The organism is Rubellimicrobium roseum, from assembly GCF_006152145.1.
Lineage (GTDB): Bacteria > Pseudomonadota > Alphaproteobacteria > Rhodobacterales > Rhodobacteraceae > Rubellimicrobium > Rubellimicrobium roseum.
The window spans coordinates 230,969-255,245 of the sequence record NZ_VDFV01000001.1; the positions used below are offsets into that span (position 1 = coordinate 230,969).

The following is a 24,277-nucleotide window of genomic DNA, read 5'->3' on the forward strand; positions in this document are numbered from 1 at the left end:
CGCGCCGCGCGTCCGCCCCTTCTTGGCCCGACGATTGCCTTCCTCGGGTCCAACTTGCCTGCGCCTGATCGCGCCGCAGTCAGGTCCCGGTTCTCCAAGCAGGAAAGCAGCTCCATGGCCCCTCAGCCCGCCACCACCAAGACCCTCTCCGATTATCTCGTCACCGGCTACTGGGGCGACAAGAACGGGGGCCGCCACCAGTTCGACACCTCGACGATCACCGTCAGCCTCGTGGGGCTGAACGACACGCAGAAGGCCCTCGCCAAGTCCGCGCTCGCGGCCTGGGAGACGGTGGCCGACGTCCGCTTCTCGATGGTGGGCAGCGGCGCGCAGATCGTCATCAACGACGTCGAGCCCGGCGCCGACACGGACGTCTTCTACATTCCCTCGAGCGGGCAGATGGTCTCGGGACCGAACGGCGAAGCCCCCGCCACCGTGACCATCGGCGAGGACTGGATCCGCACCTACGGCACCAAGGTCGGCGACTACGCCTTCCACACCTACATGCACGAGATCGGCCACGCCCTGGGCCTGGGGCATCCCTCGACCTACGAGGGCGGCAGCACCTACGCCAACGCGCTGTTCCAGAACGACAGCTGGCAGCAGACGGTCATGTCCTACCTCGACCAGGACGAGAACCCCAACGTCGCCGGCGGCAAGGCCAACCTCCTCACGCCGATGATGGCCGACATCATGGCGATCCAGCAGATCTACGGACGCCCGACCGAGGGCCCCACCGCCGGCAACACCCGCTGGGGCAAGGATTCGGACCTCGGGACCTATCTCGACGGGGTCTTCGGCGCGGGGGCGGGCGACCTGTCGCGCAACGCCATGACCATCTTCGACATCGGCGGCGCCGACACCATCCACTTCGGCGACGACACCCGCGCCCAGACGGTGAACCTCGGCGGCGGCCGGTTCTCGAGCGTCTACGGCCTCCGGGACAATCTCGGCATCGCCCACGGCACCACCATCGAGCACTATGTCGCGGGCTCGGGCGCGGACAAGGTCACGGGCAATGGCGCGAACAACGTCCTTACGCTCGGGGCGGGCGACGACCGGGCCTGGGGACAGGTGGGGCGCGACCGGATGCTGGGCCAGGCCGGCACCGATACGCTGAACGGCGACCGTGGGGCCGACACGCTCCGCGGGGGCACGGGCAACGACGTCCTGAACGGCGGCTCGGGCAACGACCTCTTGGACGGCGGCTCGGGCAACGACCGCCTGAGCGGCGGCGACGGCGACGACACCTTCCTCTTCACCGGCGGGCGCGACGTGGTGCTGGGCTTCCAGAACGACGATGACACCATCCGGCTCAACGACGCGCTCTGGGGCGGCGGCCGCACGGTCGGTCAGGTCCTGACGGAGTTCGGCACCAAGCTGAACAACGGCGACGTCGCGCTCAACTTCGGCGACGGCGACGTGCTGGTCCTGCGCGACCGGACGAACATCACCATCCTGTTGAACGACCTCGCGATCGTCTGATCGCCCTCCCGGCGCGGCCTCCTCAGTTCTCGAGGAGGTCGCGATGGGTGCGCCAGACCAGAAGCAGCCCCACCACCCCGCAGACCAGTGCGATGCCGAACACGAAGGCCGGCGACACATAGGCCGGGGTGTAGCCGTGATAGAACCCCTTGCGCACCTCGGCGATGATGTGGACCAGCGGGTTCCAGACCAGCCAGCGCTGCCACTCCTGAGGCAGGGCGTCGAGCAGGATCAGCGCCCCCGACACGAAGATCATCGGCCGCATGAACAGCCCCCAGACGCTGCCCCAAACGGGGAAGACGTGGTTGAGGAAGCAGTTCAGCACCCCCGTCCCCGCCGCGAGAGCCGCCGCCATGGCGAAGCCCAGCACGACATGGTGCAGGATCAGGTGCGTCCCCGTGTCCATCAGCATCAGGATGCCCGCCAGCACGATGTAGGCCACCAGCAGCTCCGTGATGAGCCCCACAAGGAAACGCGCGGCCAGCGCATCCGTCACCGTCACGCGCGGATAGGCCAGAAGCTGGCGCGAATAGCTCAGCGCCAGCATCACGCGGGAGTTGAGGTGCAGGTAGGCGAACAACGGCAGCAGGCCCGTGGCGTAGAAGATCGGGAAGTTGGTGCCGAGCCCCGGATGCCGCGCCCCGGCCGCGGTGAAGATCCAGCTCATCAGCGCGATGCCTGCGACCGGCTCAAGGATGCTCCAGATGTAGCCGCCGGGCTTGCGGCCATAGGTCGTCGTCATCTCCCGCAGCATGAGCGCCGTGATCACCCGAGGGGTGGCGAAGCGCATCTGCCGGTGGATGGAGCGGAGCTTGGGGGCGTCGGCGGGGATCGACATCGGCAGGCCTGGATCAGCGCGGAGCGGGCCCTCCGCCAGAGGTCCGCATAATCCCCGCGTGGCGCGCCGGATGCAAGGCCGGGGTGTTGCGCGAATCGGGGGAGGACCGTTCGGTGGTCGAAGGAATGGTTAACCTTTCGGGCCGATCCTGAAGGCGTCAACCCGACCCAAGGATCGTCCCCATGCCCTCGACCTCGCCCCGCCTGTCCCTGCCCTATCTCCAGCCCGCCCAAGCCCAGAAGCATGTCACCCACAACGAGGCGCTCCAGCTTCTCGACGCGGCCGTGCAGCTTTCGGTCCTGTCCTTCGGCGCGACCCAGCCCCCGGCGGCACCGCAGGCGGGCGACGTCCACGCGCTGGCGGCCGGGGCGCAAGGCGACTGGGCCGGTCAGGACGGCCGGCTCGCGCTCTGGGACGGCACCGGCTGGCAGTTCCTCCTCCCGCGCGAGGGCTGGCGCGCTTGGGACGCGGCGGCGGGCGCCCTGCGCGTCTGGACCGATGGCGGCTGGCGGGCGCTCGGGACCGGCGCGGGCCTGCTTCAGGATCTCGACGGGCTGGGCGTGGGCACGGCGTCCGACGCCACCAACCGCCTCGCGGTGTCGGCGCCGGCCACTCTGCTAAGCCATGCCGGCGCGGGCCACCAGCTCAAGGTGAACAAGGCGGAGGCCACCGACACCGCGAGCCTCCTGTTCCAGTCCGGCTGGACCGGCCATGCCGAGATGGGGCTCATGGGCGGGCTCGACTTCAGCCTCAAGGTGGGGGACGGCGCGGCCTGGCGCACGGCGCTGGCAGCCGACCGGACGACGGGCGTCGTGACGCTGCCGCAGGGGGCGGTGGTGAACGGGCCGCTGACGGGGGCGGCCGTCCAGTCCGGTCCCACGGACGCCACGCCCGGCCGGCTCCTCCTCGCCGGCGCCTTCGGGCTGGGCGGCCCCTTGCCCCCGGTCGGGAACGCCGGGGCCACCGACGGCAGCCTCGCCGCGGGCCTCCACGCCTACGACGCCGCGTCGGGCAGCGCGGGCGCGCCCGCCGGCGTCCAGCGCGCCACGCTTCTCCATTCGCGCCGCGCCGACGGGAGCGAGACGCAGCTCCTGATCGTCGAGCAGGGCAGCGCCCCCGGCCTCTACCCCGGCCTTGTCCTGGGCCGGGCGCGGCCCTCGGGCGGGGCCTGGAGCGGCTGGGCCGCCGGCTCCCTGCAGGAGAGCGGCTCCAACGCCAACGGCCGCTGGCTGCGCCACCAGGACGGCACGCAGACCTGCTGGCACAGCCTAAACACCGGGACCGCGGCCGACACGCTCTGGACCTATCCCCAGCCCTTCGCCTCGACGGCGGGCCTCGTGGTGACGACGGGCGTCACCGGCACGACCGGCACCACGGCGCTCTGCGCGCGCGCCATCGGCAAGACGGCCAGCGCGGTGGGGCTTGCGGTCGTGAGCACGTCGAACTCCCGCGTGGCGTCCGGCCTCGACGTCCTGGCCATCGGCCGATGGTACTGAAAAGCCCGCACATGCGCGCGATTTCGCCCGGCGCGCCGCAAGGGACGGGTTTTCCGGCCGGGTTCCAGCCGGTATGGGAGAGCGAGGGCCCCTCTGCGACGGGCCGGATCAGGAACCCGAGGACGCGAATGCCGATCATGATGCTCCGCCTGGGATTGGGTGCGGCCCTGGGCCTGGCGCTGGCGGGCTGCAACCTGCCGCGGGGCGCGGGCCTCGAATCCGAGGTCCTGGGGATGCGCAGCTCCTCGGCCGACCCGGCCGTGCGCGACTTCGCCGTGGAGCCCGTCACGCGCGCGGCGCTGCCCGTCTACGCCGCCTGGCCCCGCCCCGGCGAAGAGCCCATGGGCTGGCTGGAGCGGCAGGACGGCCCCGCGAACCGCGTGATCGCGCCGGGCGACGTGCTGGCGATCCGGCTCTGGACCAACGAGGCGAACTCGCTTCTCGCGGCGCCGGGACAGCGGGCCATCGCCATGGATGGCGTCACGGTGTCCTCCACGGGGTCGGTCTTCATGCCCTATGTGGGCAACGTCAAGGTCTCGGGCATGAGCCCAGACCGCGCCCGCGAGGTCATCGAAGCGCAGTTCGTGGAGGTCAGCCCATCGGCGCAGGTCCAGCTCGAGGTGGCCGAAAGCACCGGCACCCTCGTCAGCCTCGTGGGCGGGGTGCAGAGTCCGGGCACCTATCCCATGCGCAACCAGAGCTACACCGTCCTGTCGCTGATCGCCGAAGGGGGCGGCGTGATCGAGGAGATGAACAATCCGCAGATTCGGCTGATCCGGGGGGACGCGATCTACGGGACCTCCATCGACCGCCTGTTCTCCGATCCCCGTCTCGACACCACGCTGCGCCCCGGCGACAAGGTGATCGTCGAGCCCGACGAGCGCTTCTTCCTGTCGCTCGGCGCCGCGGGACGCGAGGCTCGCCATCCCTTCCCCACCGACCAGATGAACGCGCTCGAGGCCCTCTCGATCATCGGTGGCCTGAATGACGCCCGAGGCAATCCCAAGGGCATCCTGATCCTGCGCAACTATCCCCTGCCGATGGTGGGCGCCGAGGGCGGCGGCCCCACGCATGAGCGAGTGGTCTTCACTCTGGACCTGACCACGGCCGACGGGCTCTTCAGCGCGGGTCAGTTCCCCATCCTTTCAGGCGACCTGGTCTACGCCACCGAAAGCCCGCTCACCGCGGCCGATTCGATCCTCGCGGCGCTGGGCACGAGCCTGGGCATCGCCAGCCGCGCGCGTGGCCTCTAGGGAACCGGGCGTGGCATGATCGTCCTGCGCAACCTGTCCAAGACCTTCGTGGTCGACGGCCAGCGCAAGCACGTGCTGCGCGGCATCAACGCCGTGTTCCCGTCCAACACCGTGGTAGCCCTGCTGGGCCGCAACGGCGCCGGCAAGAGCACGCTCCTCCAGATGATCTCGGGCGCCATGGACGTCACCGCGGGCGAGATCCTCACCGACGGGCAGATCTCCTTCCCCGTAGGCTATGCGGGCTCGTTCCACCCCGAGCTGACGGGCGCGCAGAACACCCGCTTCACGGCCCGCATCTACGGCGTCGACACCGACGCCCTCATGTCCTACGTCGATGACTTCGCCGAGCTCGGCCCCAGCTTCCACCTGCCGGTGCGGACCTACTCCTCGGGCATGAAGTCGCGGCTGGCCTTCGGGGTTTCGATGGGCATCAACTTCGACACCTATCTGATCGACGAGGTGACCGCCGTCGGCGACGCCGCCTTCAAGAAGAAGTCGCAGCAGGTGTTCCAGGACCGGATGCGAACGTCGGGGGCGCTCTTCGTGAGCCATTCGCTCCGGCAGATCCAGGATCTCTGCCAAGCGGGCGCCGTGCTGGAGGGTGGGCAGCTCCACTACTACGAGGACGTCAGGGAGGCCATCGCGCACCACCTGCGCAACCTCGACGTCTGATGGCCCCCACCCGGACGGAGGGGGGCCACCGGGCGCGATCAGCCCTGCATCTGCTGCTCGAAGCTCCGCAGCATCACGAGATGGCTGTCGATGGAGGGCACGCCCACCATCGAGGCGCCGCGCGCCATCGGATCCTGGCCGCTCTGGGCGTAGTTCTCGTGGACGCCCCGAGCCTCCTCGTGGGCGGTGATCTGGGCCTGAAGGTAGGCCATGTCGAACTCTTGGCCCTCAGCCGCCTCAAGCTGGGCCATGATCTCGGCGTGGTCCTCGCGCAGTGGGATCTGGGCACCCTCGGCGCCGAAAGCCGCCGCGATGGCCTGCTGCTCGGCAACCTCGAGAGCGGCAAAGGCACGGACGTTGTCGCTCTCGCCCTTCTGCTCGGCCAACTGGCTCGACTGCATCAGGAACATGCCACCTTCGAGGGCCGGCATCTTGGCCTCGTCCATGGCACCGGCGGCCATGCCACCTTCAACCGGCTGGTTGGTCTCCTGGGCCGTAAGGGCCCGGGCCGCTGGCAGGAAGCTTGCGACGGCGGCGCCGCCGGCGAGGAGTTGTCTGCGATCCATGGTGATCTCCCAGGTGTCGGATGCCCGGAGAACAGGCGGAGCGGGTTATTGTTCCGTCACGGCTCTCGCCATGCGCGAGGTCACGCCGCGGCACTCGTGAGCACGGCGAGCGGCTCGTCCCGCGGCGCCGAGGGCAGGCGCGCAAGGATCCCCTGCATGTCGGCACGTCCCTGCGCTGCGCGTTCGCGGATGGCGGTGCTCGAGAAGTCCAGCGCCTTGAGTGCGCGCTGGTGCCCCGGGGGACGGTGAACAAGATGACCCAGGATCGCGGGCGGCGTGGCGGGGTCGATCTGCCGCCGGAGAGCCCGCTCGGTCCGCAGCGCGCCGATCCGCTTGCGGGATTGGAGCGCGAAGCCTAAATCCTGGGCTCGCAGGGTCGTGTCGTTGAGGCTGCGCGGCCGTCCCCCTTCGGGTGCGTAAAGGTCCGAGGCGATCACCAGTGTCGGATGCTCCAGCAGGCCCGCCAGCGCATGGTCGAGCGGCAGGTTGTTGCCCAGACCTCCGTCCCAGAACAGCCGCCCCTCGATTTCGACAGGGGGCATGAGCGGCGGCAGCGCGGTTGCTGCGAGCACATGGCGCGGCTCGATGCGGTCCCTGCGGTTGTCCCACCAGGTTTCCTCGCCCCGTTCAAGGTCGATCGCAAAGAGTGAAAAGCGGATCGGCGAGGCGTTGAGCCGGTCCCAGTCGACCAGTCGGTCGAGCAGCGCCGCCATCGGACGGTGGTCCTGGAGGGAAACATCCGAAGGCACTCCCGGCAGGAGAGACAGCCAACCGGGAAAGCGCGGCCGCGAGATGCCCGAGCGCCCTCCGAACAGGGTCTGGAGCCCCAGCCCGTTGCTCCAGCGCGCACGCAGGGGCCCCGGCAGGAGGTCTGCCAGCGGTGCGTCGGGCAGGCCTACATGGGACCAGAACTCCCGAAGACGGTCCATCCGTGTGCTTGAGGTATTGCCGAGAAGGATAGCCCCCGTGACCGCTCCGATGGAGCACCCGATGACTCGGCCCGGCTCCCGCAAGGAGAGCAGCGCCTCGCACACGCCCAGGTGGTAGGCTCCAAGCGCATTGCCTCCGCCCAGCACGAGAACGAGGTCGAAGTCATCCAGAAGCTTCGGCCCTGTCATTGCCACTCCCGCGACGTGCCTTCGGCCGAACGGCGAGCCCCTGCTCCGGTTCCAGTCCGTCCGGCCAGCGCGGCGATGAACGGCGCGCAGCACGGGATGCCGTCCGGGTCTCGCACCCGTCAGTCTGTCAGGAACGCCGTGGCGATAGCGTCCCAATTCCGAGAACTGGGGACGACATCTGACAAGTGACGAACTCTGGCAATCACGCCAGGGGGCAGTCGGGCACAGGTTGGATTTCGCTGGTCACAGCAATGTGTCCCAGGACTGCCGAGAGGCACGCGCCGCCTTACCTAAAGGCTGCGCTGAACCGGGCGATGGCCACGGATCGTGTTACCCTCTCATCGGCCGCCTCCGACGTCCCAGCGGAAGGGGCGGTTACGCGAGGAGTCTGAAACCGACGAACGGCTCGGTTGCATAGGTTAAGGCGGCGGGCGCCGAATCATGGCCTTTTCTGGACATCGGCGGCCGGAAGCTGGCCGTGCTCCCGGAGGTGCAGCCCGTGACGATTCCTGCCCGTCTCTCCCCGTCCCTTGCCCAGCCCGCCTGTTCGGCGCGCTTCGACCAAGAGGTGCTGGACCTGCGTCCGGCGCTCGTGGCCTTTGCGCGGCGCCTGCTGCGACAGGAAGCGGATGTCGAGGACCTCGTGCAGGAAACGATCGTGAAGGCCCTGGCGGCGCGGCACCGCTTTCGCGAGGGGACGAACCTCAAGGCCTGGCTCTTCACCATCATGCGCAACAGCTTCAACACGCGCTGGCGCCGGTCGCGGCGCGAGACGACGCCGGGCTCCGAGGTGATCGAGTTGGGCGCGGTGATGCCCTCGACGCAGGCCACCGACCTCTGGGCGCGACAGGCGCTGGAACGGCTGATGAAGGACCTCTCGCCCGCGCATCGCGAGATCCTGATCCTGATTCCGGTCATGGGCTTGGGCTACGAGGACGCGGCCGAGGTCTGCAACTGCTCGATCGGGACCGTGAAGAGCCGCCTCAACCGGGCGCGGATGGCCTTGGCCGCGCTGGTGGGCGGGTCGGAGCCATGACGGACGGCCCATCAGCCCGGAAGGGGGCCGTCCTCGGAGCTGCAATTGGCGTCGAGGTGGCGTCCCTCGCGTCCGAGATGCAGGTAGTTGGCGGAGAAGAGCGAGGCCACCTGGAGCGCGTCAAGATCGCGGATCGTCATCACGCGCTCGCGGATCTCCACAAGCCCCTCGTCCCGCACCGCCTGGAACGTGCGGCTCACGTGGACCGTCGAGAGTCCGGTGATGTCGGCGATCATGGTCTGGGTCAGGGGGAACTCGCAACTCAGCCCCCGCGTCCGGCCGGCGGCGCTGAGGCGCAGGAAGACCTCGCACAGCAGATGCGTGATCCGTTCGAAGGCGGTGCGGCTGCCGAGATTCATCAGCCACTCCCGCTGGATGGCCGTCCCCACCAGCGAGTCCCACCAGAGGGCCTGCAGCAGGCGCGGATGGGCGAGCGTCACCTCTTCGAACAGCTCGCGCGAGATCTGCGCCATGGTGAGCGGTGTCACCGCGCCGATGAAATGGTCCATCTCGCGCAGGACGAAGACGTTGAGATCACAGATGTCGCCCGGCAGGAACAGGCCCAGCACCTGGCGGCGCCCGTCCTCCAGGTACTTGTAGCGGCAGGCCCAGCCTTCGATGACCAGGCGCACCACGCGGGGGTCCTCGCCTTCCCGCACCACGTCGTCCTTGGCGCGGAAGCGCTGGGGCCGCTCAGACCACAGGCGCACCGCCGCGGAACGGTCCTCGGCGGACAGCCGGGTGTAGTTCTCCAGCTTGCGGAGGAAAGGATTGAGCGGTGAAGACGGGGCGGCGGCTCGCATGGAGCGGAACCTTTTCCCAAAGCCAGGCTTGCGACCTTAACATAGGTTGCGCGGTGCGCGTGTCCGGTGTGCGCTGGCCGCGTGGGAAAGGTCGGCAGAGAGCGATGGGCGGAACGCGAGCAGAGCACGGCAGGGGCGGCGGGCCCCGGCGGACCGTGAGCTCCGTCCCTCTAGGCGGAGGCGCGCGATGAACGTCCCGCAACGTCGCGATCGGGCGGGCGACCAGCGGCTGCGGGCGGTCCTGCGCGCCTGCGGGCAGACACCTTTCCGGCTCAGCGCCGACCTGTCGCTCCTGGAGATCCTGGCAGGTGGAAAGCTCGCGTCCGGCGCACCCGAATCCTTGGCGGACTGGGTCGCGCGACGCGTTCCCGCCGAGGATCACGACGCGTTGCGGAGGGCTTTGGCGGAAGCGCGGATCCGCGGGACGGCGATCGACATCGAGCATCGCGTCTACCAGCCGGCTGGTGGAGTCGCCTGGATGCGCTCGCGTGCGGTGCCGGTAACGGACGGAGAGGGTCGGATCGAGGAATGGCTGGGCGCGGCCGAAGACGTGACCACCCGGCGCGAGGACCGCGAGCGGCTGGCCATCGCCATCGACGTCGCCGGCCTGTCCACCTGGGACTGGAATCTGATCACGGGCGAGGTCGCCTGGAACGACGGGCATTTCCGCCTTTACGGATACACGCCAGGCGAGGTGACGCCCGACTATGAGGCTTGGTCCTCACGCGTGCATCCCGACGACCTGCCGGAGGTCGAAGAGCGTCTCAGGCGGGCTCGCGACGAGCACGGCCCTTACGCGGCCGAGTTCCGCATACGGCCCGACGGGGAGGGCCAGGTGCGCTGGTGCCGCGCCGCCGGCCGCTTCGAGCGCGACGCTATGGGCCTGCCGGTGCGCATGATAGGGATCATGCAGGACGTGACAGGGCTCAAGGAGGCCGAGGCGCGCCAGCGCTGGCTCATGGCCGAGTTCCAGCGGCAGGTGCGCAACAGCCTGTCGGTGATCCGCTCCATCGTGCGCCGCAGCGCCCAGGCCGCGACGGGAAAGGACAGTTACGCCACCCATCTGGAAGGGCGGATCGCCGCCGTGACGCGGGTGCACGCGGCGATGATGCGGACGCCCGGGGTGGGACTGGAGCTGGAGACGATCCTGCGGGACGAGATGCAGGTCGCGGCCGTGGACGAAAGCCGGATGCGGCTTGACGGACCGCCGCTGCGTCTGCCGGCACGGATGGTGGAAATGATGGCGCTGGCGCTGCATGAGCTGGTCACCAATGCCATCAAGTTCGGCGCGCTGGCCACGCCGGCCGGTCGCGTCGAGGTCACCTGGGAGGTGATGGAGGACGAGCCGCCCTGCCTTCGGCTCTTCTGGCGCGAGTCGGGCAGCGGCCAGGCGCGCGCGTCCCGGCGCAAAGGCTTCGGGACGGAGCTCCTGGAGCGGATGCTTCCCTATTCGCTGGGTGCGCGGACCCGGATCGAGCACGGGCCCGAGGGGCTGGCCTGTGCCATCGAAATGCCGCTGCGTCCCGACCGCGCCTGAGCCAGACCGGACCGGCTTGCGCCCGGCCGCGCGGCAGGTCATCCCTGCGGCAATTCCAACGAGCCGGACCCCTTCCCCGTGCTGAGCGACCGCAAGAACCAGCATCTCGACATCGTCCTGGGTGGCAGGGGGCGCGGCGGCTCGCGCACGGGCCTCGACGCGGTGGAGTTCGTCCATGTCGCGCTGCCAGAGCTGCACATGGACGAGATCGATCTGTCCACCGAGTTCCTGGGCCGGCGCATCGCCGCGCCGCTGCTGGTGAGCTCCATGACCGGCGGCCCAGCGCGGGCCGAGGCGATCAACCGTCATCTGGCCGAAGCATGCCAGGCGCTTGGGCTGCCTCTCGCTGTGGGCTCGCAGCGCGTGGCTCTGGAAGCGGGCGAGGCCGGGGGGCTCGGGGCGGAGCTGCGGCGGATCGCGCCGGGGGTGCCGCTTCTGGCGAACTTCGGGGCGGCGCAACTCAACACCGGCTTCGGGGCCGAGGAGGCACGGCGGGCGGTGGAGATGATCGGTGCGGATGCGCTCATCATCCATCTCAACCCTTTGCAGGAGGCCGTTCAGCCCGAGGGGGACCGTGACTGGCGCGGGCTTCTGTCCCGCATCGAGGCCTTGGCGCGGGGGCTGCCCGTTCCGGTCGTGGCCAAGGAGGTGGGAGCGGGGCTGTCGGGCGCCGTGGCGCGGCGGCTCTGGGATGTGGGGGTGCGGGTGCTGGACGTTGCGGGCGCAGGTGGCACGAGCTGGGCCGCTGTCGAAGCCGAGCGGGCGCGCAGCTCCCGGCAGGCGGCGGTGGCGCGCGCCTTCGCGAGCTGGGGCATCCCCACGGCGCAGGCCATCGCCGAGGTACGTGCGGCTTGCCCCGAAGCAGTGGTGATCGGCTCGGGCGGCATACGCGACGGACTGGACGTGGCGCGCGCCATTCGGCTGGGGGCCGACGTCGTCGGGCAGGCCTCGGGGCTGCTGGAGGCCGCGACGCGTTCGGCCGAGGCGGTCGTGGATCACTTCGGCACGGTGATGGACCAGCTCCGCGTGGCCTGCTTCTGCACGGGGTCGGCAAATCTTGCGGCGCTGCGGAGCGCAGAGCTGCAGGCGACCTAGGCCGCGAGCGCGCGCGCTGCTGCGCGACGGCCCGAGATCACCGCCCCCTCCAGCGTCGCGGGCAGGCCCGTGTTCACATGGTCGCCCGCGAGAACGAGGTTGCGCCAGGGCGTTACCGTAGCGGGGCGGAGAGCGGCGCCTTCCGGCGACTGATCGAAGGTTGCCGCTCGCTCGCGAAGGAGGCGGCGGGCGAGCGGCGGCACGTCGCGCAGGTCGAGGGCACGGGCGACCTCGGACCAGAGGAGATCCAACGCTTCCTCGCGGCCCAGAGCGCCCACGGGCGTGGCCTCGGCCGCGGACACGGTGACGGAAAGCACGTCGCCGCGCCGGAACAGCCATTGGGCGTTCGAGGACAGGAGTCCCAGAAGCGGTGGCGCGGCGGAGGCGAGCTCGGGCGACACGAGGAAATGCGCATTGAGGATCGAAGGGCCCGGGAATGGCCGCGGCAGGCCGGGCAGGAGGTCGTTCAACGCCACAGGCGGGACAGCCAGCACGAGGCGGTCGCGCGGACCGAGTGCGACGCGGGTACCATCGGTGAAGGCCAGTGCCTCGGCTCGGTCCCCGTCGAGGGCGAGGCCCGCGAGGGGCGCGCGGAAACGGATCTCAACACCCATCTGCCGCAGGCGTGCCACGGCGGGGTCGATCAACGCCTCGCCCAGACCTTCCGGGGCCAGGACCGGGCGGCAGGCGCGGGCGCCGCGGAAGAAGCTGCGCAAGAGCGCCGCCCGCAGGAGGGCGGCCGATCCGACTTCGGGCGGCATGTTGAGAACGGCGGTGGTCATGGGTTCCCAGAAGGTGCGCCACATGGGGCCGCGGTCGCGCACGGCTTCGGCCACCGTGCGGCCCGGCCCGGCCATGAGGAGGGCGCCGACGCCCGAAAGCGCTGCACCGGGCGTCGCTCCTGGCGGGCGACTGTCCGGGCGGAGCGCCTCACGCGGGGTCGCAGGCACCCGCACCGTCCAGCGGGCTCCGTTCGCGAGGTCCACGAAGGGAAAGGCGGCGTCGGGCAGCATGACCAACCGGTCCGCCGCGCCGATGCGGACGGCGTGCGACAGGACGGCGGCGTTCCCCGACAGCATGAGGTGGTTGCCGTTGTCGATGCGGCGGTCCAGCACCGCATCATGGTAGCTGCGACAGCGCCCGCCCGGCTTGGGCGAGCCCTCGTGCAGGGTTACCCGGGCGCCTGCCTCGGCAAGGTCGAGCGCGCAGGCAAGGCCGGCGAGGCCCGCGCCGATGACATGGACGTGACCCGTCACCGCCAGGTGAGCCCCCCCGCCGCGCAGGCCAGCCCGTCCGCTGCCTTGCGCCAGCCGGAACGGCGGGCAGGCGGACGGGTCCAGTCAGCCTCCATCTGACCGAGTAGCCGCTCGTAGGGACCCATCATGACCAGAGCCGGAAGTATCCTGGGCCAGGAATGGGCACCCTGCGCGGCGCGGGCACGCTGGAACTGCGTCCGGGCCACCAGTCCGAGCTGGCGGCGCACCTCGGGCAGGGCGGGATGTCGACATGCCAAGTCGGGATCGGGCGGGATGCCGGCGGCTTCGAGCAGCGGCGCAGGCAGGTAGAGGCGGCCCATTCCCGCGTCCTCCTCCACGTCGCGCAGGATGTTGGTGAGCTGCATCGCACGAGCGAGCGAGAGTCCGAAGCGGCGCGAGACGTCGCCGCGCCAGGCCCCGAAGATGCGCATGGACAGGAGCCCTACGGCTCCGGCCACGCATCGCACGTATCGCTCCAGTCTGACAGGATCGGGCGCCACCATGCCTTCGGCGTCCATGCGCATGCCTTCGAGGATCAGGTCGAACTCGCGACGTGGCAGGGCATAGATCTCGGCCGCGCGCACCAGCTCCTCGCCCACGGGCGTGCGAGGGATGCGGCGGAAGATGCGCCCAACCTCATCCTCCCAGAGCGCCAGGCCTTCCGCCTTCTCGCGGGGGGAGCTGGTGCCGTCGGAAATATCATCCACGATGCGGCAAAAGGCATAAACGGCGAAGATCGCCTCGCGTCGACGACGAGGCAGCAGGCGCATTCCGGCGGCGAAGGAGGAGCCCGAGGCGGCTACGATGCGCTGGACTTGGTGCCGGGGAGCGAAGTCGGCGGGGGCGGGCAGCGCGGTCACGCCTCTTCCTCCCACGCGGAGCGCTGTGCCTGAGCCGATGTTTGTCCTCTCAGCACGACCAGGGCTCCCAAGACGCCCGCCCGAGCGAAGTCGAGCCGCGAAAGCGCCACGCGCCCGGCCAACGGGTCCTGCTCGCGCAGGTGCCGCGACAGGCGTCGGGCGAGCCAGAGAATGGTCGTGGCTTCCGCCGCGAGCCGGCGCGAACGCAGCACTCCGGGCAGGTTCTCGGCACCCGTGAGGAGCGCGTCGCACTGGTCGAGCGCCCGGTCCACCGCACGCCGCAGCTGCGGCGACAGCCGGTCGGCACCCAAGTCGTCGAGCCGGGCGCCCTCCCCCACGATCCAGTCGGCGGGAAGATAGTGCCGCCCCAGCCGCAGGTGGTCGGCCCGGAGGTCCTGAAGGTGGTTCAAAACCTGCAGCGCGGTGCAGAGCTGGTCGCTGAAGACGCGCGCGGCCCGCCCCTCATCATGAAGATTGAGAAGGAAGCGGCCCACGGGATTGGCCGAATCCTCGCAGTAGGCCAAGAGTTCGCCCCAGGTGGCGCAACTGCCTCCACGCGCATCCCAGCGGAACGCCGCGAGAAGCTGGCGGGCGTGATGCGAAGGTTCGGGACGGTCGAGAGATGCAAGAGCCAAACCCTGCGGCGCACCATCCGAATCACCGTCGAGTCCAGCCTCGAACCAGGCAAGCCGCTGGAGCTTGGCCTCGGCGGCGAGCCCAGGATCGTCCGCGACATCGTCGGAATCGCGCGCGAAGCGGTAAAAGACATGGACCATTGGGCGCAGGTCGCGCCGGATCAAGAGGGAGCCAACGGGAAAATTCTCGCTTTGGCTCATGTGAATGGCTCGTTCGCGAACGTTTTTTCTTGGTGACGAGGGCGCATCGCGATTTAGTTCCATCCGCAGGAAAGCGGGCCGTAGGGTCCGCGCGATACAGATTGGGGTCCGGCGGTGTTTTGGCAAATGAAAAGAGCCTTGCATGTCGCGCTGGGCGCGCTCTTGGCTTCGCCGGCTACGGCGGCTGACCTGCGGATCGAGGTCGGGGGCCTGCGGAACGTCGAGGGCACCGTCTATGCGGCGGTCTGCACCGAGAACGAGTTTCTCCAGCCGGCCTGCGCCCATTTCGGTCGTGCCCCGGCCACCGAAGGCGTGGTGACGGTAACGGGCGTGCCGCCGGGCACCTACGCCGTTCAGGTCGTGCATGATGAGAACGACAATCAGACACTCGATCGTCCGGGCTTCTTGCCTACTGAAGGGATGGGCTTCTCGCGCGATGCGCCCATGCGCTTCGGACCGCCTCAGTGGCGGGACGCCTCCTTCACGCTTGAAGAGCCGGGCGCGACCGTTCGCCTGACGATGAGGTATTTTCAGTGAACATGATGCGGGGGCAACGAAGCACGGACGCACGTCGGGTCGTGGTGATCGGCGCAGGCCCCGGCGGCCTTGCAGCGGCGATGCTGGCGCGAGCCGCAGGGGCCGAGGTGACGGTGCTGGAACGCGCGGCAAAGGTCGGGGGTCGCACCGCCAGCATCGAGCAGGACGGCTACGTCTTCGATACCGGTCCCACCTTCTTCCTTTATCCCGAGATCCTGCGCGAGATCTTTGCGGCGACGGGGCGCGACCTAGACGTCGAGGTGCCGATGGTGCGTCTCGACCCGATGTACCGGTTGAAGTTCGAGAACGGACAGGACTTCGACGCCAGCGCCGACATCGAGCGGCTCAAGGCCGAGGTGGCAAGGATCGACCCCGCGGATGCCGCGGGGGTCGAGCCTTATTTCGCGGACAACCTGCGGAAGTTCGAGGCTTTCAGGCCGATCCTGCAGAAACCCTTCCTGGGCTTGGGCGCCTTCGCAGACCGGGACATGGTCCGCTCGCTGCCGATGTTGCGGCCCTGGGCGACGGTGGACAGGGACCTTGCGCGCTGGTTCAGGAACCCGCTGGTGCGGCTCGCCTTCTCGTTCCAGTCAAAGTACCTCGGGATGTCGCCGTTCAAGTGTCCATCCCTGTTCACGATCCTTGCGCATATCGAATATGCGCACGGGGTCTGGCACCCAATCGGGGGCTGCAATGCGATTCCGCGCGCCATGGCGCGGGTGCTGGACGAGATGGGCGTTGAGGTGCGGCTGTCCGAGCCGGTCGAGGAGATGCTGTTCGCGGGGCGGCGTGCCACCGGCGTACGGACGGCGCAGGGCACCTATGCCGCCGACGCGGTGGTGGTGAACGCCGACTTCGCCCATTCGATGAAGCGGATGGTGCCGAATGCGCTGCGCCGCCGCTGGACAGATGAGAGGATCGACGCCAAAAGCTACTCCTGCTCGACCTACATGCTTTATCTCGGGCTCGACACGAAGATCGACGGGCTCGCGCATCACACGATTTGCCTGAGCCGCGACTACGAGCGCAACATCCGGGAAATCGAGGATGGCAAGGCGCCGGCCGAGCCCTCGATCTATGTCCAGAACGCCAGTGTCTCTGACCCGACACTGGCGCCGCCGGGGCACTCGGCGCTCTACGTGCTGGTACCGGTGGGCAACCTGCGCGGAGGCGTGGACTGGGCGGCGCTCGCGCCCTCCTACCGCGAGATGGTGCTGGACCGTCTGGCGTTGTTCGTGGGCCGCGACATACGGTCCCATATCCGCAGCGAAAGGATGCTGACGCCCCAGGACTGGGAAGCCACGGGCATCCATCTGGGCGCCACCTTCAATCTCGCCCATAATCTGGGCCAGATGTTGCACCTGCGGCCTCGCAACAGGTTCGAGGACTTGGATGGCGTCTATCTGACGGGCGGCGGCACCCATCCGGGCAGTGGTCTCCCTACCATCTTTGAATCGGCTCGGATCGCGACCAAGCTTCTGGCCGAGGATCTGGGATTGGACGCGGGGCGCGTGCCCCAAAGCGCAATGGCGGAGGCGGCGGAATGAGGATCGGGGGGACCGGGATCATCGGTGGAGGCCTTGGGGGCTTGGCCGCCGCCTGCACACTGGCGGCGCGCGGCCACAAGGTCACGCTGTTCGAGAAGAATCCCTGGCTGGGCGGCAAGGCCGCGGTGCTGGAGGAGGCGGGCTTCCGCTTCGACATGGGCCCCACGATCCTGACCATGCCGCGGGTGCTGGAGCGGATCTTCTCCGAAGCGGGGCGGAACATCGCGGACTACCTGACGCTGGTGCGGCTCGACCCGCAGTGGCGCTGCTTCTACGACGACGGCACGGTGCTCGACCTTAGGGAGACCGAGACCGACGCGCGAGCGGCCATCGGAGCTTTGAATCCGGGCGATGCCAAAGGCTTCGATGATTTCATGGCGGTGGCCAAGCGGCTGGCGGAGGTGTCCGACAAGTTCTTCTTCTGGAAGTCCGTCGAGGACCTGAAGGACACGATGAACTTGAAGGCCAACATGAGCCTGGGCACGCTGTCGGACGTGCTGAGCCTTCGGATGCACCGGACGGTCGCGGGCCAGATCAAGAGGAACATCGCCGACCCCCGCGTGCGGCAGATGTTGGAGCATTTCATCCAGTACGTGGGCAGCAGCCCGCTCGGCGCACCTGCCGTGCTCTGCGGGATCGCGCAGATGCAGCTGGGCGAAGGCGTGTGGTACCCGATGGGCGGCACGCGCGCGGTCCCGGTGGCCCTGACCCGGCTGGCCGAGGAACTGGGCGTCGACTTCCGCACCGGCGTGGACGTGACCCGCATCCACACGGAGGACGGGTCGGCCAAGGCGCTCGTCACCTCGGACGGTGAACGGTTCGAGTTCGATCGCATCGTGTCGAACATGGATTCGGTGCGAACCTATCGCGAGCTGATCGGCGGCGCGGCCTGGGACAGCTTCGCCCGCGGGCGCAAGCGCGAAGCCGCCTGCTCGGGCGTGGTGCTGTACCTGGGGCTGGACCGAGCCTACGAGCATCTGGCGCACCACAACTTCGTCTTCTCACGCGACCCGGAAGAGGAGTTCGGCAGCATCTACGGCAAGGGCGAGCCCGCGCCCGACCCGACCGCCTACATCGCCGCGCCCGCCCGGACCGAGCTGGGCGTGGCCCCGGAAGGAGGCGAGGCCCTCTATATCCTCGTGCACACGCCTTACCTGCGCGACCGGCACGACTGGTCCCGGATGTTGCCGGCGTACCGGCGTACGATCCTCGACAAGCTGGCCCGCGCAGCCGGCATGGGCGACATTGAGGAGCGGATCGTGGTCGAAAGGACGCTCACGCCCCAGGACATCCATGACCGCTACAAGGTTCTGAACGGTGCGATCTACGGGCTCGCGAGCCATGGCAAGGTGCTGGGCGCCTTCAAGCCGGGCAACAGGTCGCGGCAGGTAAAGGGCCTCTACTTGGCCGGCGGGTCGGCGCACCCGGGGCCGGGGATGCCGATGGCGCTCATGTCCGGATGGATCGCGGCGGACACGCTTCATCAGGACGCCACTTCCAATGCCGCCCACGTCGCCGCCCAGTGAGCGCTGCCGCCTATAGGCACGACCCGGCGCAGGACCCTGTGGCCCTGCGTCGTCCGCCGATGGTCCGATTTTTCGTGGCGGTCATGGCACGTCAGATGGCGGCCTCATTCCGGGCGATCCGGCTGGCACGGCCAGGGCTGCCGGAGCTGCCGTCCGACAGGCCGCTGGTGATCTACTCGAACCATCCTTCCTGGTGGGACCCGGCCTTTGTCATCGTGCTTCATTCTCGCCTGTTCCCCGACCGCGAGGGTTATGGACCGATGGAGGCGGAGATGCTGCGCCGCTACGGCTTCTTCCGCCGCATCGGCATCTTCGGCGTCGAGGAAGGGCGCGCTGGCGCGCTGCGTTTCCTCGCTACATCGCGGGCGATCCTGTCCGACCCGCGCCGGATGCTGTGGATCACGGCGCAGGGCCGCTTCGCCGACCCGCGCGAGCGGCCTCTGGGGCTCCGGCCGGGCGTCGCCCACCTGATGGCGCGGATACCCAGGGCTATCGCCGTGCCCCTGGCGCTGGAATACCCGTTCTGGAGCGAGAAGCGACCCGAGGCGTTGGCGGCCTTCGGAACCCCGCTGGAAGGGCAAGGCGACGCGGCGAATTGGGCTCCGCGTCTCGAGATCGCCCTGACGGACACCTGCGATCGGCTGGCTGCGCTCGCCCAAGCGCGCGATCCGGCCGCCTTCACGAACCTATTGGCGGGCCAGGCCGGCGTGGGCGGCATCTACGGAACCTGGCAGCGGCTCCGGGCGCTCGCGCGCGGCGAACGGCACGTGCCCGATCATCTTGCGGAACGGCCATGATCCCTCTGTCTGTTCTCGCCTTGGTTCTGGCGGCACTCTACTCCGGGATGACCTTCGCCAACCTTCGCGCCTACCGGCCCCCTTCCCCCCTCGCCACCAGGCGCCCGACCGTGTCTGTCCTGATCCCCGCCCGGGACGAGGAGGGCAATATCGGCGCGGTGCTCGACTCCGTGCTGGCCTCGCGCGGGGTCGATCTGGACGTGGTGGTGCTGGACGACGGTTCGGCCGACCGCACGGGCACGATCGTCCGGGAGCGGGCGGCGCAGGACGGGCGAGTGCGGCTCGTGGCGGGCGCGCCGCTGCCACGCGGCTGGGTTGGCAAGCAGCACGCCTGCTGGCAGCTTTCGCTGGCCGCACGGGCGCCGATACTGATCTATGTCGACGCCGACGTGCGACTGCATCCCGAGACCCTTGCGCGGCTCGCCGGCTTCGTCGAGGCGAATGGCCTGGGCCTCGCCAGCGGATTTCCCCGGCAGGTCACGGTCACGTTGGGAGAGAAGATCGCCATCCCGCAGATCTTCGTTGTGCTCTTGGGCTACCTGCCGCTGGCCGTGGCGCGGTGGCAGGCGACCGATCCGCGCTTCGCCGCGGCTTGCGGTCAGTGCCTTGCGGTGACGCGCGCGGCCTATGACGCGAGCGGGGGTCATGCAGCTATCCGCGGAACTATCCACGATGGATTGCGCCTTGCAAGGGCGGTACGGGAGGCAGGATTCGCCACCGACCTCTGCGACCTGAGCGACCTCGCCACATGCCGGATGTACTCTAACTGGAGCGACCTCTGGGCGGGCTTTTCAAAGAACGCCCGCGAGGGAATGGCCACCCCTCGCGCCCTTCCCATATGGACGCTGCTTCTGGGCGGAGGACACCTGCTGCCGATCCTGCTGCTGCCCGTCGCCTCTGGCGTGGCCTGGGGGATCGCTGCGTTGTCATCGGCACTCATGTGGGCGGCGGCCGCCACCACGGCCCGACGTGTCGGAGCCTCTTCCGTCTCGGTGCTCCTTCATCCCGTGGGGGTAGCGGTGACGCTGGCGATCCAGTGGAACGCGCTGCTGCGCGGGCGGCGTCGAAGCCCGGCCGTCTGGCGCGGCCGCACCTACGACGTATGAGCGGCTTTCCTTGGCACCGGATCTTCCATCCGCTCTGCGGCGCTGATCCCGTGACGCTTCTGCGGCTGGTGGCGAGGCACGGGCCGCCTTCGGTCCGGGGGACGCCGGCTTATCTTGTGGCGCTGGCGACTTCGCTCGTGCGCCTGCCCTTCACGGCGGCGGATCTCGCGCTTGAAGCCCTGGACCCGACCGCCATCGCCCCGCCTGTCTTCATCGTCGGTTACCCTCGCAGCGGGACAACGCACCTCCACAATCTCCTGGCCGCCTCGGGAGCCTTCGCCACCGCTCCCCCGGTGCTGGCGGCGATGCCTTGGGAAGCGCGGAGCCTTGCACCGCTGGCCAAGCCCTTCATCGACCCCTACCTGCCGAGCACCCGGCTGATCGACAAGGTCGCCATGGGCCCCGAGGCGCCGACCGAGGATGAGGTGGGCTTGGCCAATCTCGGGCCCGGCAGCTACTTTCACGCCGTCTACTTTCCGCGCCGCTTCTCCCAAACCTACCACGAGGGGCTTGCCGGGCCAACGGACGAGGCTCGGAGGCGTGCCATCCACCGCTATGTTGCGGCGCTGGGACGGCGGGCACGAGAGCGCCCCCTCCTGCTCAAGAACCCCGCCTACACGGCCCAGGTAGACCTGCTCCTCGATCTTTTCCCGGGCGCGCGGATCGTCCATATCCATCGCGACCCGCGCGGGGTCTTTGCCTCCTCGCGCCGGGCGCTCCGGCGCACGATGCGCGAACTGGCGTTGCAGGATGTGCCCGTAGGCGAGATCGACAGCGCGGTGTTGGCCACCTATCCGCCAGTGATGCGGGCGCTGCGCGAGCAGTCGGCGCAGCTGCCGCCCGGGCGTTTCGCCGAGGTGAGCTTCGAGTCCCTAACCACCGAGCCGAGACGCGTGCTGCAGCAGCTCTGGCGTCAGCTAGACCTGCCTGCCCCGCCAGGCGCCATGGACAGGATCGACGCTCACCTTCGGCAGGTCGCTGAATTCCGGCCCGAAGGCGCGCGCCTCGAGGCCACGGACCTAGGTCGCCTAGAAGCCGCTTGGTCCAAGGAACTGGCGCTCTACGGCGTTCCTAGCGCAGCAGGAACCGGATGATCCGATCCACCGAGGACCCATAGGGCGGGCGCCCCAGGCGCGCAGGCATCCAGCGCGAAGCCACCATGATGCTGCGCGGGCGGGTGAAGGCAAGAAAGCCTTCCTCGCCGTGATACGAGCCCATGCCGGACTCGCCTGCCCCGCCGAAAGGAAGCGAGTGCGCCGCCGTGTGCAGAAGGCAGTCATTGACCAGAGCCCCGCCCGACCGCACCCGCGCTACGACACCTTCGCAAGCCGCCCGACTCCGGCCCAGCACGTAGAGCGCGAGCGGCACGGGTCGGGCGTTGGCGAAGGCCTCGGCCTGCAACAGATCGTCGTAGGGGACGATGGGAAGGATCGGGCCAAAGATCTCCTCGCGCAGGAGCGGGCTGTCGGGATCGGGGTCGACCACGGCCCAGGCGCCGAACTTGGGCGGTGCTGGCATGCGCTCCATGAGCGGCACCCCGCGTGCGCCCTCGAGCAGTCCCTCAAGTCGGCCGAGGTCCTGGGGACGGGCGATGGCGGCATAGTCAGGCCCCTGCGGATCCGGGTAGAGCCGCTGCGTCGCTGAGCGTAAGGCGTCCAGGGTGTCGCCCATCCGGTCGCGAGGGACGAGAAGGTAGTCTGGCGCGACGCAAGTCTGTCCCGCGTTGAAGAGTTTCCCGGCCATGACCGCTTTGGCCGCATCCATCAGGTCGGCGTCCGGCATCACGATGGCGGGCGACTTGCCGCCAAGTTCTAGAGTCACGGGAATCAGATTCCGCGCCGCTGCTTCGGCCACCTTCCGTCCCGTCGCGGTGGAGCCGGTGAAGAAAAGCCCGTCGAGCGGCAACTCGGTCAGCGCGCGCGCGATCTCCGGTCCGCCCTCTACGACCCGAGCAAGGTCGGGTGGCAGCGCCCGCTCCACGACCTGCGCCAGCAGCGAGGCAGTGCGAGGCGTGGCCTCGGAGGGCTTGAGGAGAACCCGGTTTCCGCCTGCGAGCGCCGCGACCAAGGGCACGAAGGCAAGCTGCAGAGGATAATTCCAGGGCGCGATGATGCCCACGCGGCCCAATGGCACCCGCTCCACCCGCCCCGACGCACCCAGATATTCGGCCGGCAGCCGCACCCGGCGAGGGCGCGTCCACCGCGTCAGCCGTCGGAGCGTCCAATCGATGCTGGAAAGCACGAGCCCGACCTCGGCCAGCATGGTCTCGGGCCGGGGCCGCCCGACGAAGTCGGCGTCGATGGCGCGGGCAAAGTCGTCGGCTGCCTGAAGGACCGCTGCGCGCAAGCTCAGAAGATGCGCGCGCCGTGCCGGCAGATCGGGTGCCGCAGCCACCAAGCTATCGAAAGCCGCACGTACGAGGCCAACCGCCCCAAGATCCGATGATCCGCCGTCCATGCGTGCTCTCCGTACCGGAATTATTCTGCCGCAAGCGCAAGCCGAGTCCCATTCGATCTCAAGAGAGATACTGGATGGCCTCCAAGCTGCACATTGTCACAGGCTAGCTGACGTGGATTTCGTGGCAAGCGAAGGGATCATCAACAACGGTGATGTCTTCTGGAATGCCGGGGGGAGGTTACGGGGTGGGCGGCCGAGACCGAACTGTCCGACGCGTTCGTGAACCGCGGGTGTCGTGTTGACCAAGCACAGCTTGACCCGGATCAAGGCGCAGCAAGCGGTCTAAGAAACCATCTCCCTAGGAGACCGGCAAGACCATGCCAGGGCCTCTCGGGAAGGTCAGTGGGCAAAAACGGATCGGGACGAAACAAGGCGAGCGCTCGACTCGTGCAGCGAACAGGCACCAACTCGCCTGGAGATCTGGGCCGGACCATAGAGGCGGGGGCATGGGCCGAAGCCCGTGGCGATGTCATGCTGAACCCATCGCCGCCGAGTGCCCTTACGAGGGCCGGCGTCGTCGCTGGTCGGCCGCCCAGACGCTTCACTATATTAGAAGAACGCGAGACTTCCCTCCGAACCTCGGTCCTTCCCTAAGCGGGCTTTCGGGCCTGTTGTTCGGGCCTGTTGGCGGACGAAGGGTGGCTCCGGACGTGCGCGGACCGCAGGAGGTCGCGGCCCGGCTCCGGCCTGGCTCTGGCCGGGGGACCGCGGGCGATACTGGGCCATCCGGCGGCCGAGGCGACATGGTCCGCAGGTGTGACGCCCTGCGCCCGCCACCGCTGGCGCAGGGAGGCCAGCGGCCCGAAAACGGACCGGGCGACGGACCCGGGGGCGTTCGCGACGGAACGAGTTGGGGAAGCGCCATGGGCTCGCGCCCACCGGCGAGGGGGCGACTCCGGACGGCCGGATCGGACTTGACGCCGGAAGGACCTGGTCCTCGCCGGTGGGCGGCCTCGGCTTGGCCTCAAGCCCCGCTGGCGGTCAGCGGGTCGGACCAGTGTCCGACCTGCGTCCGGCGGCGCGACGCCGTCGAATCATTCCCTCAATCGGAGGAGATCCCGCCCCGAGTTCGCAGCGCGGGACCGGATAGTAGCCCGGGGCGCGCCCGCCGCCGGGCCGCGAGGCCGGGTCAGCCCGGGGTGAACAGGGGCCGCGAGAAGCCCGACGCCACAGGTGGCGGCGGGCGCCCGGACGGCAAGATCGCCTGTCGCCTCGCCGCAGCCAGAGGCGTCCCCGAAGGCCCACGACCAGACCGCACCGACCGGCGTCTCCCCTCGGCGCCGGGCCATTGCCCTCTGGCCCCAGAGGGCGGCCACCCCCGCCATGGCCGCCAAACCGGCATGCCCCAGGACGGCCAACCGGATCACCCCAAGGGGAAGGTCAGTCAAGAGTTCTGGTGTGGGACTGGCGCATGGGCGCGGGTGGAGCGTTGGGGGCGCGGCGGAGGCGGTCGGAG

The 24,277-nt window shown here is 69.3% G+C and carries 21 protein-coding genes; 13 read left to right on the plus strand and 8 right to left on the minus strand.

Annotated elements, in window-relative coordinates; genetic code table 11:
- Positions 1 to 114 precede the first annotated feature (114 nt).
- On the plus strand, positions 115 to 1,485 hold the full coding sequence (locus FHG71_RS24505) for a M10 family metallopeptidase (protein ID WP_139079748.1): 1,371 nt from the start codon (positions 115 to 117) through the stop codon (positions 1,483 to 1,485).
- Between the two features lie 22 nt (positions 1,486 to 1,507).
- Here the strand turns inward: FHG71_RS24505 and FHG71_RS01055 are convergent, their stop codons facing one another.
- On the minus strand, positions 1,508 to 2,323 hold the full coding sequence (locus FHG71_RS01055; protein ID WP_246045290.1) for an ABC transporter permease: 816 nt from the start codon (positions 2,321 to 2,323) through the stop codon (positions 1,508 to 1,510).
- A gap of 182 nt (positions 2,324 to 2,505) precedes the next feature.
- Here FHG71_RS01055 and FHG71_RS01060 point away from each other — a divergent pair, with 182 nt between their 5' ends.
- The 3 genes from FHG71_RS01060 to FHG71_RS01070 all read left to right on the plus strand — a co-directional run bounded on the left by FHG71_RS01060 (position 2,506) and on the right by FHG71_RS01070 (position 5,744).
- On the plus strand, positions 2,506 to 3,819 hold the full coding sequence (locus FHG71_RS01060) for a DUF2793 domain-containing protein (RefSeq protein WP_139079749.1): 1,314 nt from the start codon (positions 2,506 to 2,508) through the stop codon (positions 3,817 to 3,819).
- 128 nt (positions 3,820 to 3,947) lie between these two features.
- A complete protein-coding gene (locus FHG71_RS01065; RefSeq protein ID WP_246045291.1) occupies positions 3,948 to 5,072 on the plus strand; it encodes a polysaccharide biosynthesis/export family protein in 1,125 nt (374 codons plus the stop codon).
- Between the two features lie 15 nt (positions 5,073 to 5,087).
- A complete protein-coding gene (locus tag FHG71_RS01070) occupies positions 5,088 to 5,744 on the plus strand; it encodes an ABC transporter ATP-binding protein (RefSeq protein WP_139079750.1) in 657 nt (218 codons plus the stop codon).
- A gap of 38 nt (positions 5,745 to 5,782) precedes the next feature.
- Here FHG71_RS01070 and FHG71_RS01075 read toward each other — a convergent pair whose 3' ends face one another.
- Positions 5,783 to 6,310 carry a DUF4142 domain-containing protein gene (locus FHG71_RS01075; RefSeq protein WP_139079751.1) on the minus strand — a complete coding sequence of 176 codons (528 nt, stop codon included), beginning with the start codon at positions 6,308 to 6,310 and terminating at the stop codon, positions 5,783 to 5,785.
- 80 nt (positions 6,311 to 6,390) lie between these two features.
- A complete protein-coding gene (locus tag FHG71_RS01080; protein WP_139079752.1) occupies positions 6,391 to 7,428 on the minus strand; it encodes a patatin-like phospholipase family protein in 1,038 nt (345 codons plus the stop codon).
- A gap of 499 nt (positions 7,429 to 7,927) precedes the next feature.
- On the opposite strand from FHG71_RS01080, the gene FHG71_RS01085 reads away from it, so the two are divergent.
- Positions 7,928 to 8,464: a sigma-70 family RNA polymerase sigma factor gene (locus FHG71_RS01085; protein ID WP_246045292.1), complete on the plus strand. Its 537-nt coding sequence runs from the start codon at positions 7,928 to 7,930 to the stop codon at positions 8,462 to 8,464.
- 11 nt (positions 8,465 to 8,475) lie between these two features.
- On the opposite strand, the gene FHG71_RS01090 is transcribed toward FHG71_RS01085, so the two are convergent.
- Entirely contained in the window at positions 8,476 to 9,267 is a 792-nt protein-coding gene (locus FHG71_RS01090; RefSeq protein ID WP_139079753.1) for a Crp/Fnr family transcriptional regulator, read from the minus strand.
- A gap of 187 nt (positions 9,268 to 9,454) precedes the next feature.
- On the opposite strand from FHG71_RS01090, the gene FHG71_RS01095 reads away from it, so the two are divergent.
- The gene (locus tag FHG71_RS01095) at positions 9,455 to 10,804 is read left to right on the plus strand and encodes a sensor histidine kinase (RefSeq protein ID WP_139079754.1); all 1,350 of its coding nucleotides are present in this window, start codon (positions 9,455 to 9,457) and stop codon (positions 10,802 to 10,804) included.
- A gap of 78 nt (positions 10,805 to 10,882) precedes the next feature.
- On the plus strand, positions 10,883 to 11,899 hold the full coding sequence (gene fni / locus FHG71_RS01100; protein ID WP_139079755.1) for a type 2 isopentenyl-diphosphate Delta-isomerase: 1,017 nt from the start codon (positions 10,883 to 10,885) through the stop codon (positions 11,897 to 11,899).
- On the opposite strand, the gene hpnE is transcribed toward fni, so the two are convergent.
- Genes hpnE through FHG71_RS01115 form a run of 3 tightly spaced genes read right to left on the minus strand, consistent with a single transcriptional unit; the run spans position 11,896 to position 14,851 of the window.
- Positions 11,896 to 13,155: a hydroxysqualene dehydroxylase HpnE gene (hpnE, locus tag FHG71_RS01105; RefSeq protein ID WP_139079756.1), complete on the minus strand. Its 1,260-nt coding sequence runs from the start codon at positions 13,153 to 13,155 to the stop codon at positions 11,896 to 11,898. The genes fni and hpnE overlap by 4 nt on opposite strands.
- Positions 13,152 to 14,015, minus strand: a complete 864-nt coding sequence (locus FHG71_RS01110; RefSeq protein WP_246045293.1) for a squalene/phytoene synthase family protein — start codon at positions 14,013 to 14,015, stop codon at positions 13,152 to 13,154. Before FHG71_RS01110 ends, hpnE begins: the two co-directional genes overlap by 4 nt.
- Positions 14,012 to 14,851: a squalene/phytoene synthase family protein gene (locus tag FHG71_RS01115; RefSeq protein WP_176559226.1), complete on the minus strand. Its 840-nt coding sequence runs from the start codon at positions 14,849 to 14,851 to the stop codon at positions 14,012 to 14,014. Before FHG71_RS01115 ends, FHG71_RS01110 begins: the two co-directional genes overlap by 4 nt.
- Positions 14,852 to 14,977: 126 nt before the next feature.
- Here FHG71_RS01115 and FHG71_RS01120 point away from each other — a divergent pair, with 126 nt between their 5' ends.
- The 6 genes from FHG71_RS01120 (at position 14,978) to FHG71_RS01145 (ending at position 21,458) form a co-directional block, all read left to right on the plus strand.
- On the plus strand, positions 14,978 to 15,388 hold the full coding sequence (locus tag FHG71_RS01120; protein ID WP_139079758.1) for a DUF2141 domain-containing protein: 411 nt from the start codon (positions 14,978 to 14,980) through the stop codon (positions 15,386 to 15,388).
- Between the two features lie 2 nt (positions 15,389 to 15,390).
- The gene (gene crtI / locus FHG71_RS01125; RefSeq protein WP_139080011.1) at positions 15,391 to 16,935 is read left to right on the plus strand and encodes a phytoene desaturase family protein; all 1,545 of its coding nucleotides are present in this window, start codon (positions 15,391 to 15,393) and stop codon (positions 16,933 to 16,935) included.
- Positions 16,932 to 18,461: a phytoene desaturase family protein gene (locus FHG71_RS01130; RefSeq protein ID WP_139079759.1), complete on the plus strand. Its 1,530-nt coding sequence runs from the start codon at positions 16,932 to 16,934 to the stop codon at positions 18,459 to 18,461. The genes crtI and FHG71_RS01130 overlap by 4 nt, the downstream gene beginning before the upstream one ends.
- Positions 18,462 to 18,544: 83 nt before the next feature.
- Positions 18,545 to 19,258, plus strand: coding sequence for a lysophospholipid acyltransferase family protein (locus FHG71_RS01135; RefSeq protein ID WP_246045294.1), 714 nt, complete (start codon positions 18,545 to 18,547; stop codon positions 19,256 to 19,258).
- A complete protein-coding gene (locus tag FHG71_RS01140) occupies positions 19,255 to 20,364 on the plus strand; it encodes a glycosyltransferase family 2 protein (RefSeq protein ID WP_139079761.1) in 1,110 nt (369 codons plus the stop codon). Before FHG71_RS01135 ends, FHG71_RS01140 begins: the two co-directional genes overlap by 4 nt.
- Positions 20,361 to 21,458: a sulfotransferase family protein gene (locus tag FHG71_RS01145; protein ID WP_139079762.1), complete on the plus strand. Its 1,098-nt coding sequence runs from the start codon at positions 20,361 to 20,363 to the stop codon at positions 21,456 to 21,458. The genes FHG71_RS01140 and FHG71_RS01145 overlap by 4 nt, the downstream gene beginning before the upstream one ends.
- Here the strand turns inward: FHG71_RS01145 and FHG71_RS01150 are convergent.
- Positions 21,436 to 22,758: an aldehyde dehydrogenase family protein gene (locus tag FHG71_RS01150; protein WP_246045295.1), complete on the minus strand. Its 1,323-nt coding sequence runs from the start codon at positions 22,756 to 22,758 to the stop codon at positions 21,436 to 21,438. The genes FHG71_RS01145 and FHG71_RS01150 overlap by 23 nt on opposite strands.
- Positions 22,759 to 24,277 lie beyond the last annotated feature (1,519 nt).

Bases quoted from the DNA above. Each gene is read 5' to 3' on its own strand.
- FHG71_RS24505 (WP_139079748.1), top strand. From the start codon at position 115: ATGGCCCCTCAGCCCGCCACCACCAAGACCCTCTCCGATTATCTCGTC.
- FHG71_RS01055 (WP_246045290.1), bottom strand. From the start codon at position 2,323: ATGTCGATCCCCGCCGACGCCCCCAAGCTCCGCTCCATCCACCGGCAG.
- FHG71_RS01060 (WP_139079749.1), top strand. From the start codon at position 2,506: ATGCCCTCGACCTCGCCCCGCCTGTCCCTGCCCTATCTCCAGCCCGCC.
- FHG71_RS01065 (WP_246045291.1), top strand. From the start codon at position 3,948: ATGCCGATCATGATGCTCCGCCTGGGATTGGGTGCGGCCCTGGGCCTG.
- FHG71_RS01070 (WP_139079750.1), top strand. From the start codon at position 5,088: ATGATCGTCCTGCGCAACCTGTCCAAGACCTTCGTGGTCGACGGCCAG.
- FHG71_RS01075 (WP_139079751.1), bottom strand. From the start codon at position 6,310: ATGGATCGCAGACAACTCCTCGCCGGCGGCGCCGCCGTCGCAAGCTTC.
- FHG71_RS01080 (WP_139079752.1), bottom strand. From the start codon at position 7,428: ATGACAGGGCCGAAGCTTCTGGATGACTTCGACCTCGTTCTCGTGCTG.
- FHG71_RS01090 (WP_139079753.1), bottom strand. From the start codon at position 9,267: ATGCGAGCCGCCGCCCCGTCTTCACCGCTCAATCCTTTCCTCCGCAAG.
- FHG71_RS01095 (WP_139079754.1), top strand. From the start codon at position 9,455: ATGAACGTCCCGCAACGTCGCGATCGGGCGGGCGACCAGCGGCTGCGG.
- FHG71_RS01115 (WP_176559226.1), bottom strand. From the start codon at position 14,851: ATGAGCCAAAGCGAGAATTTTCCCGTTGGCTCCCTCTTGATCCGGCGC.
- FHG71_RS01120 (WP_139079758.1), top strand. From the start codon at position 14,978: ATGAAAAGAGCCTTGCATGTCGCGCTGGGCGCGCTCTTGGCTTCGCCG.
- crtI (WP_139080011.1), top strand. From the start codon at position 15,391: ATGATGCGGGGGCAACGAAGCACGGACGCACGTCGGGTCGTGGTGATC.
- FHG71_RS01130 (WP_139079759.1), top strand. From the start codon at position 16,932: ATGAGGATCGGGGGGACCGGGATCATCGGTGGAGGCCTTGGGGGCTTG.
- FHG71_RS01135 (WP_246045294.1), top strand. From the start codon at position 18,545: ATGGCACGTCAGATGGCGGCCTCATTCCGGGCGATCCGGCTGGCACGG.
- FHG71_RS01140 (WP_139079761.1), top strand. From the start codon at position 19,255: ATGATCCCTCTGTCTGTTCTCGCCTTGGTTCTGGCGGCACTCTACTCC.
- FHG71_RS01145 (WP_139079762.1), top strand. From the start codon at position 20,361: ATGAGCGGCTTTCCTTGGCACCGGATCTTCCATCCGCTCTGCGGCGCT.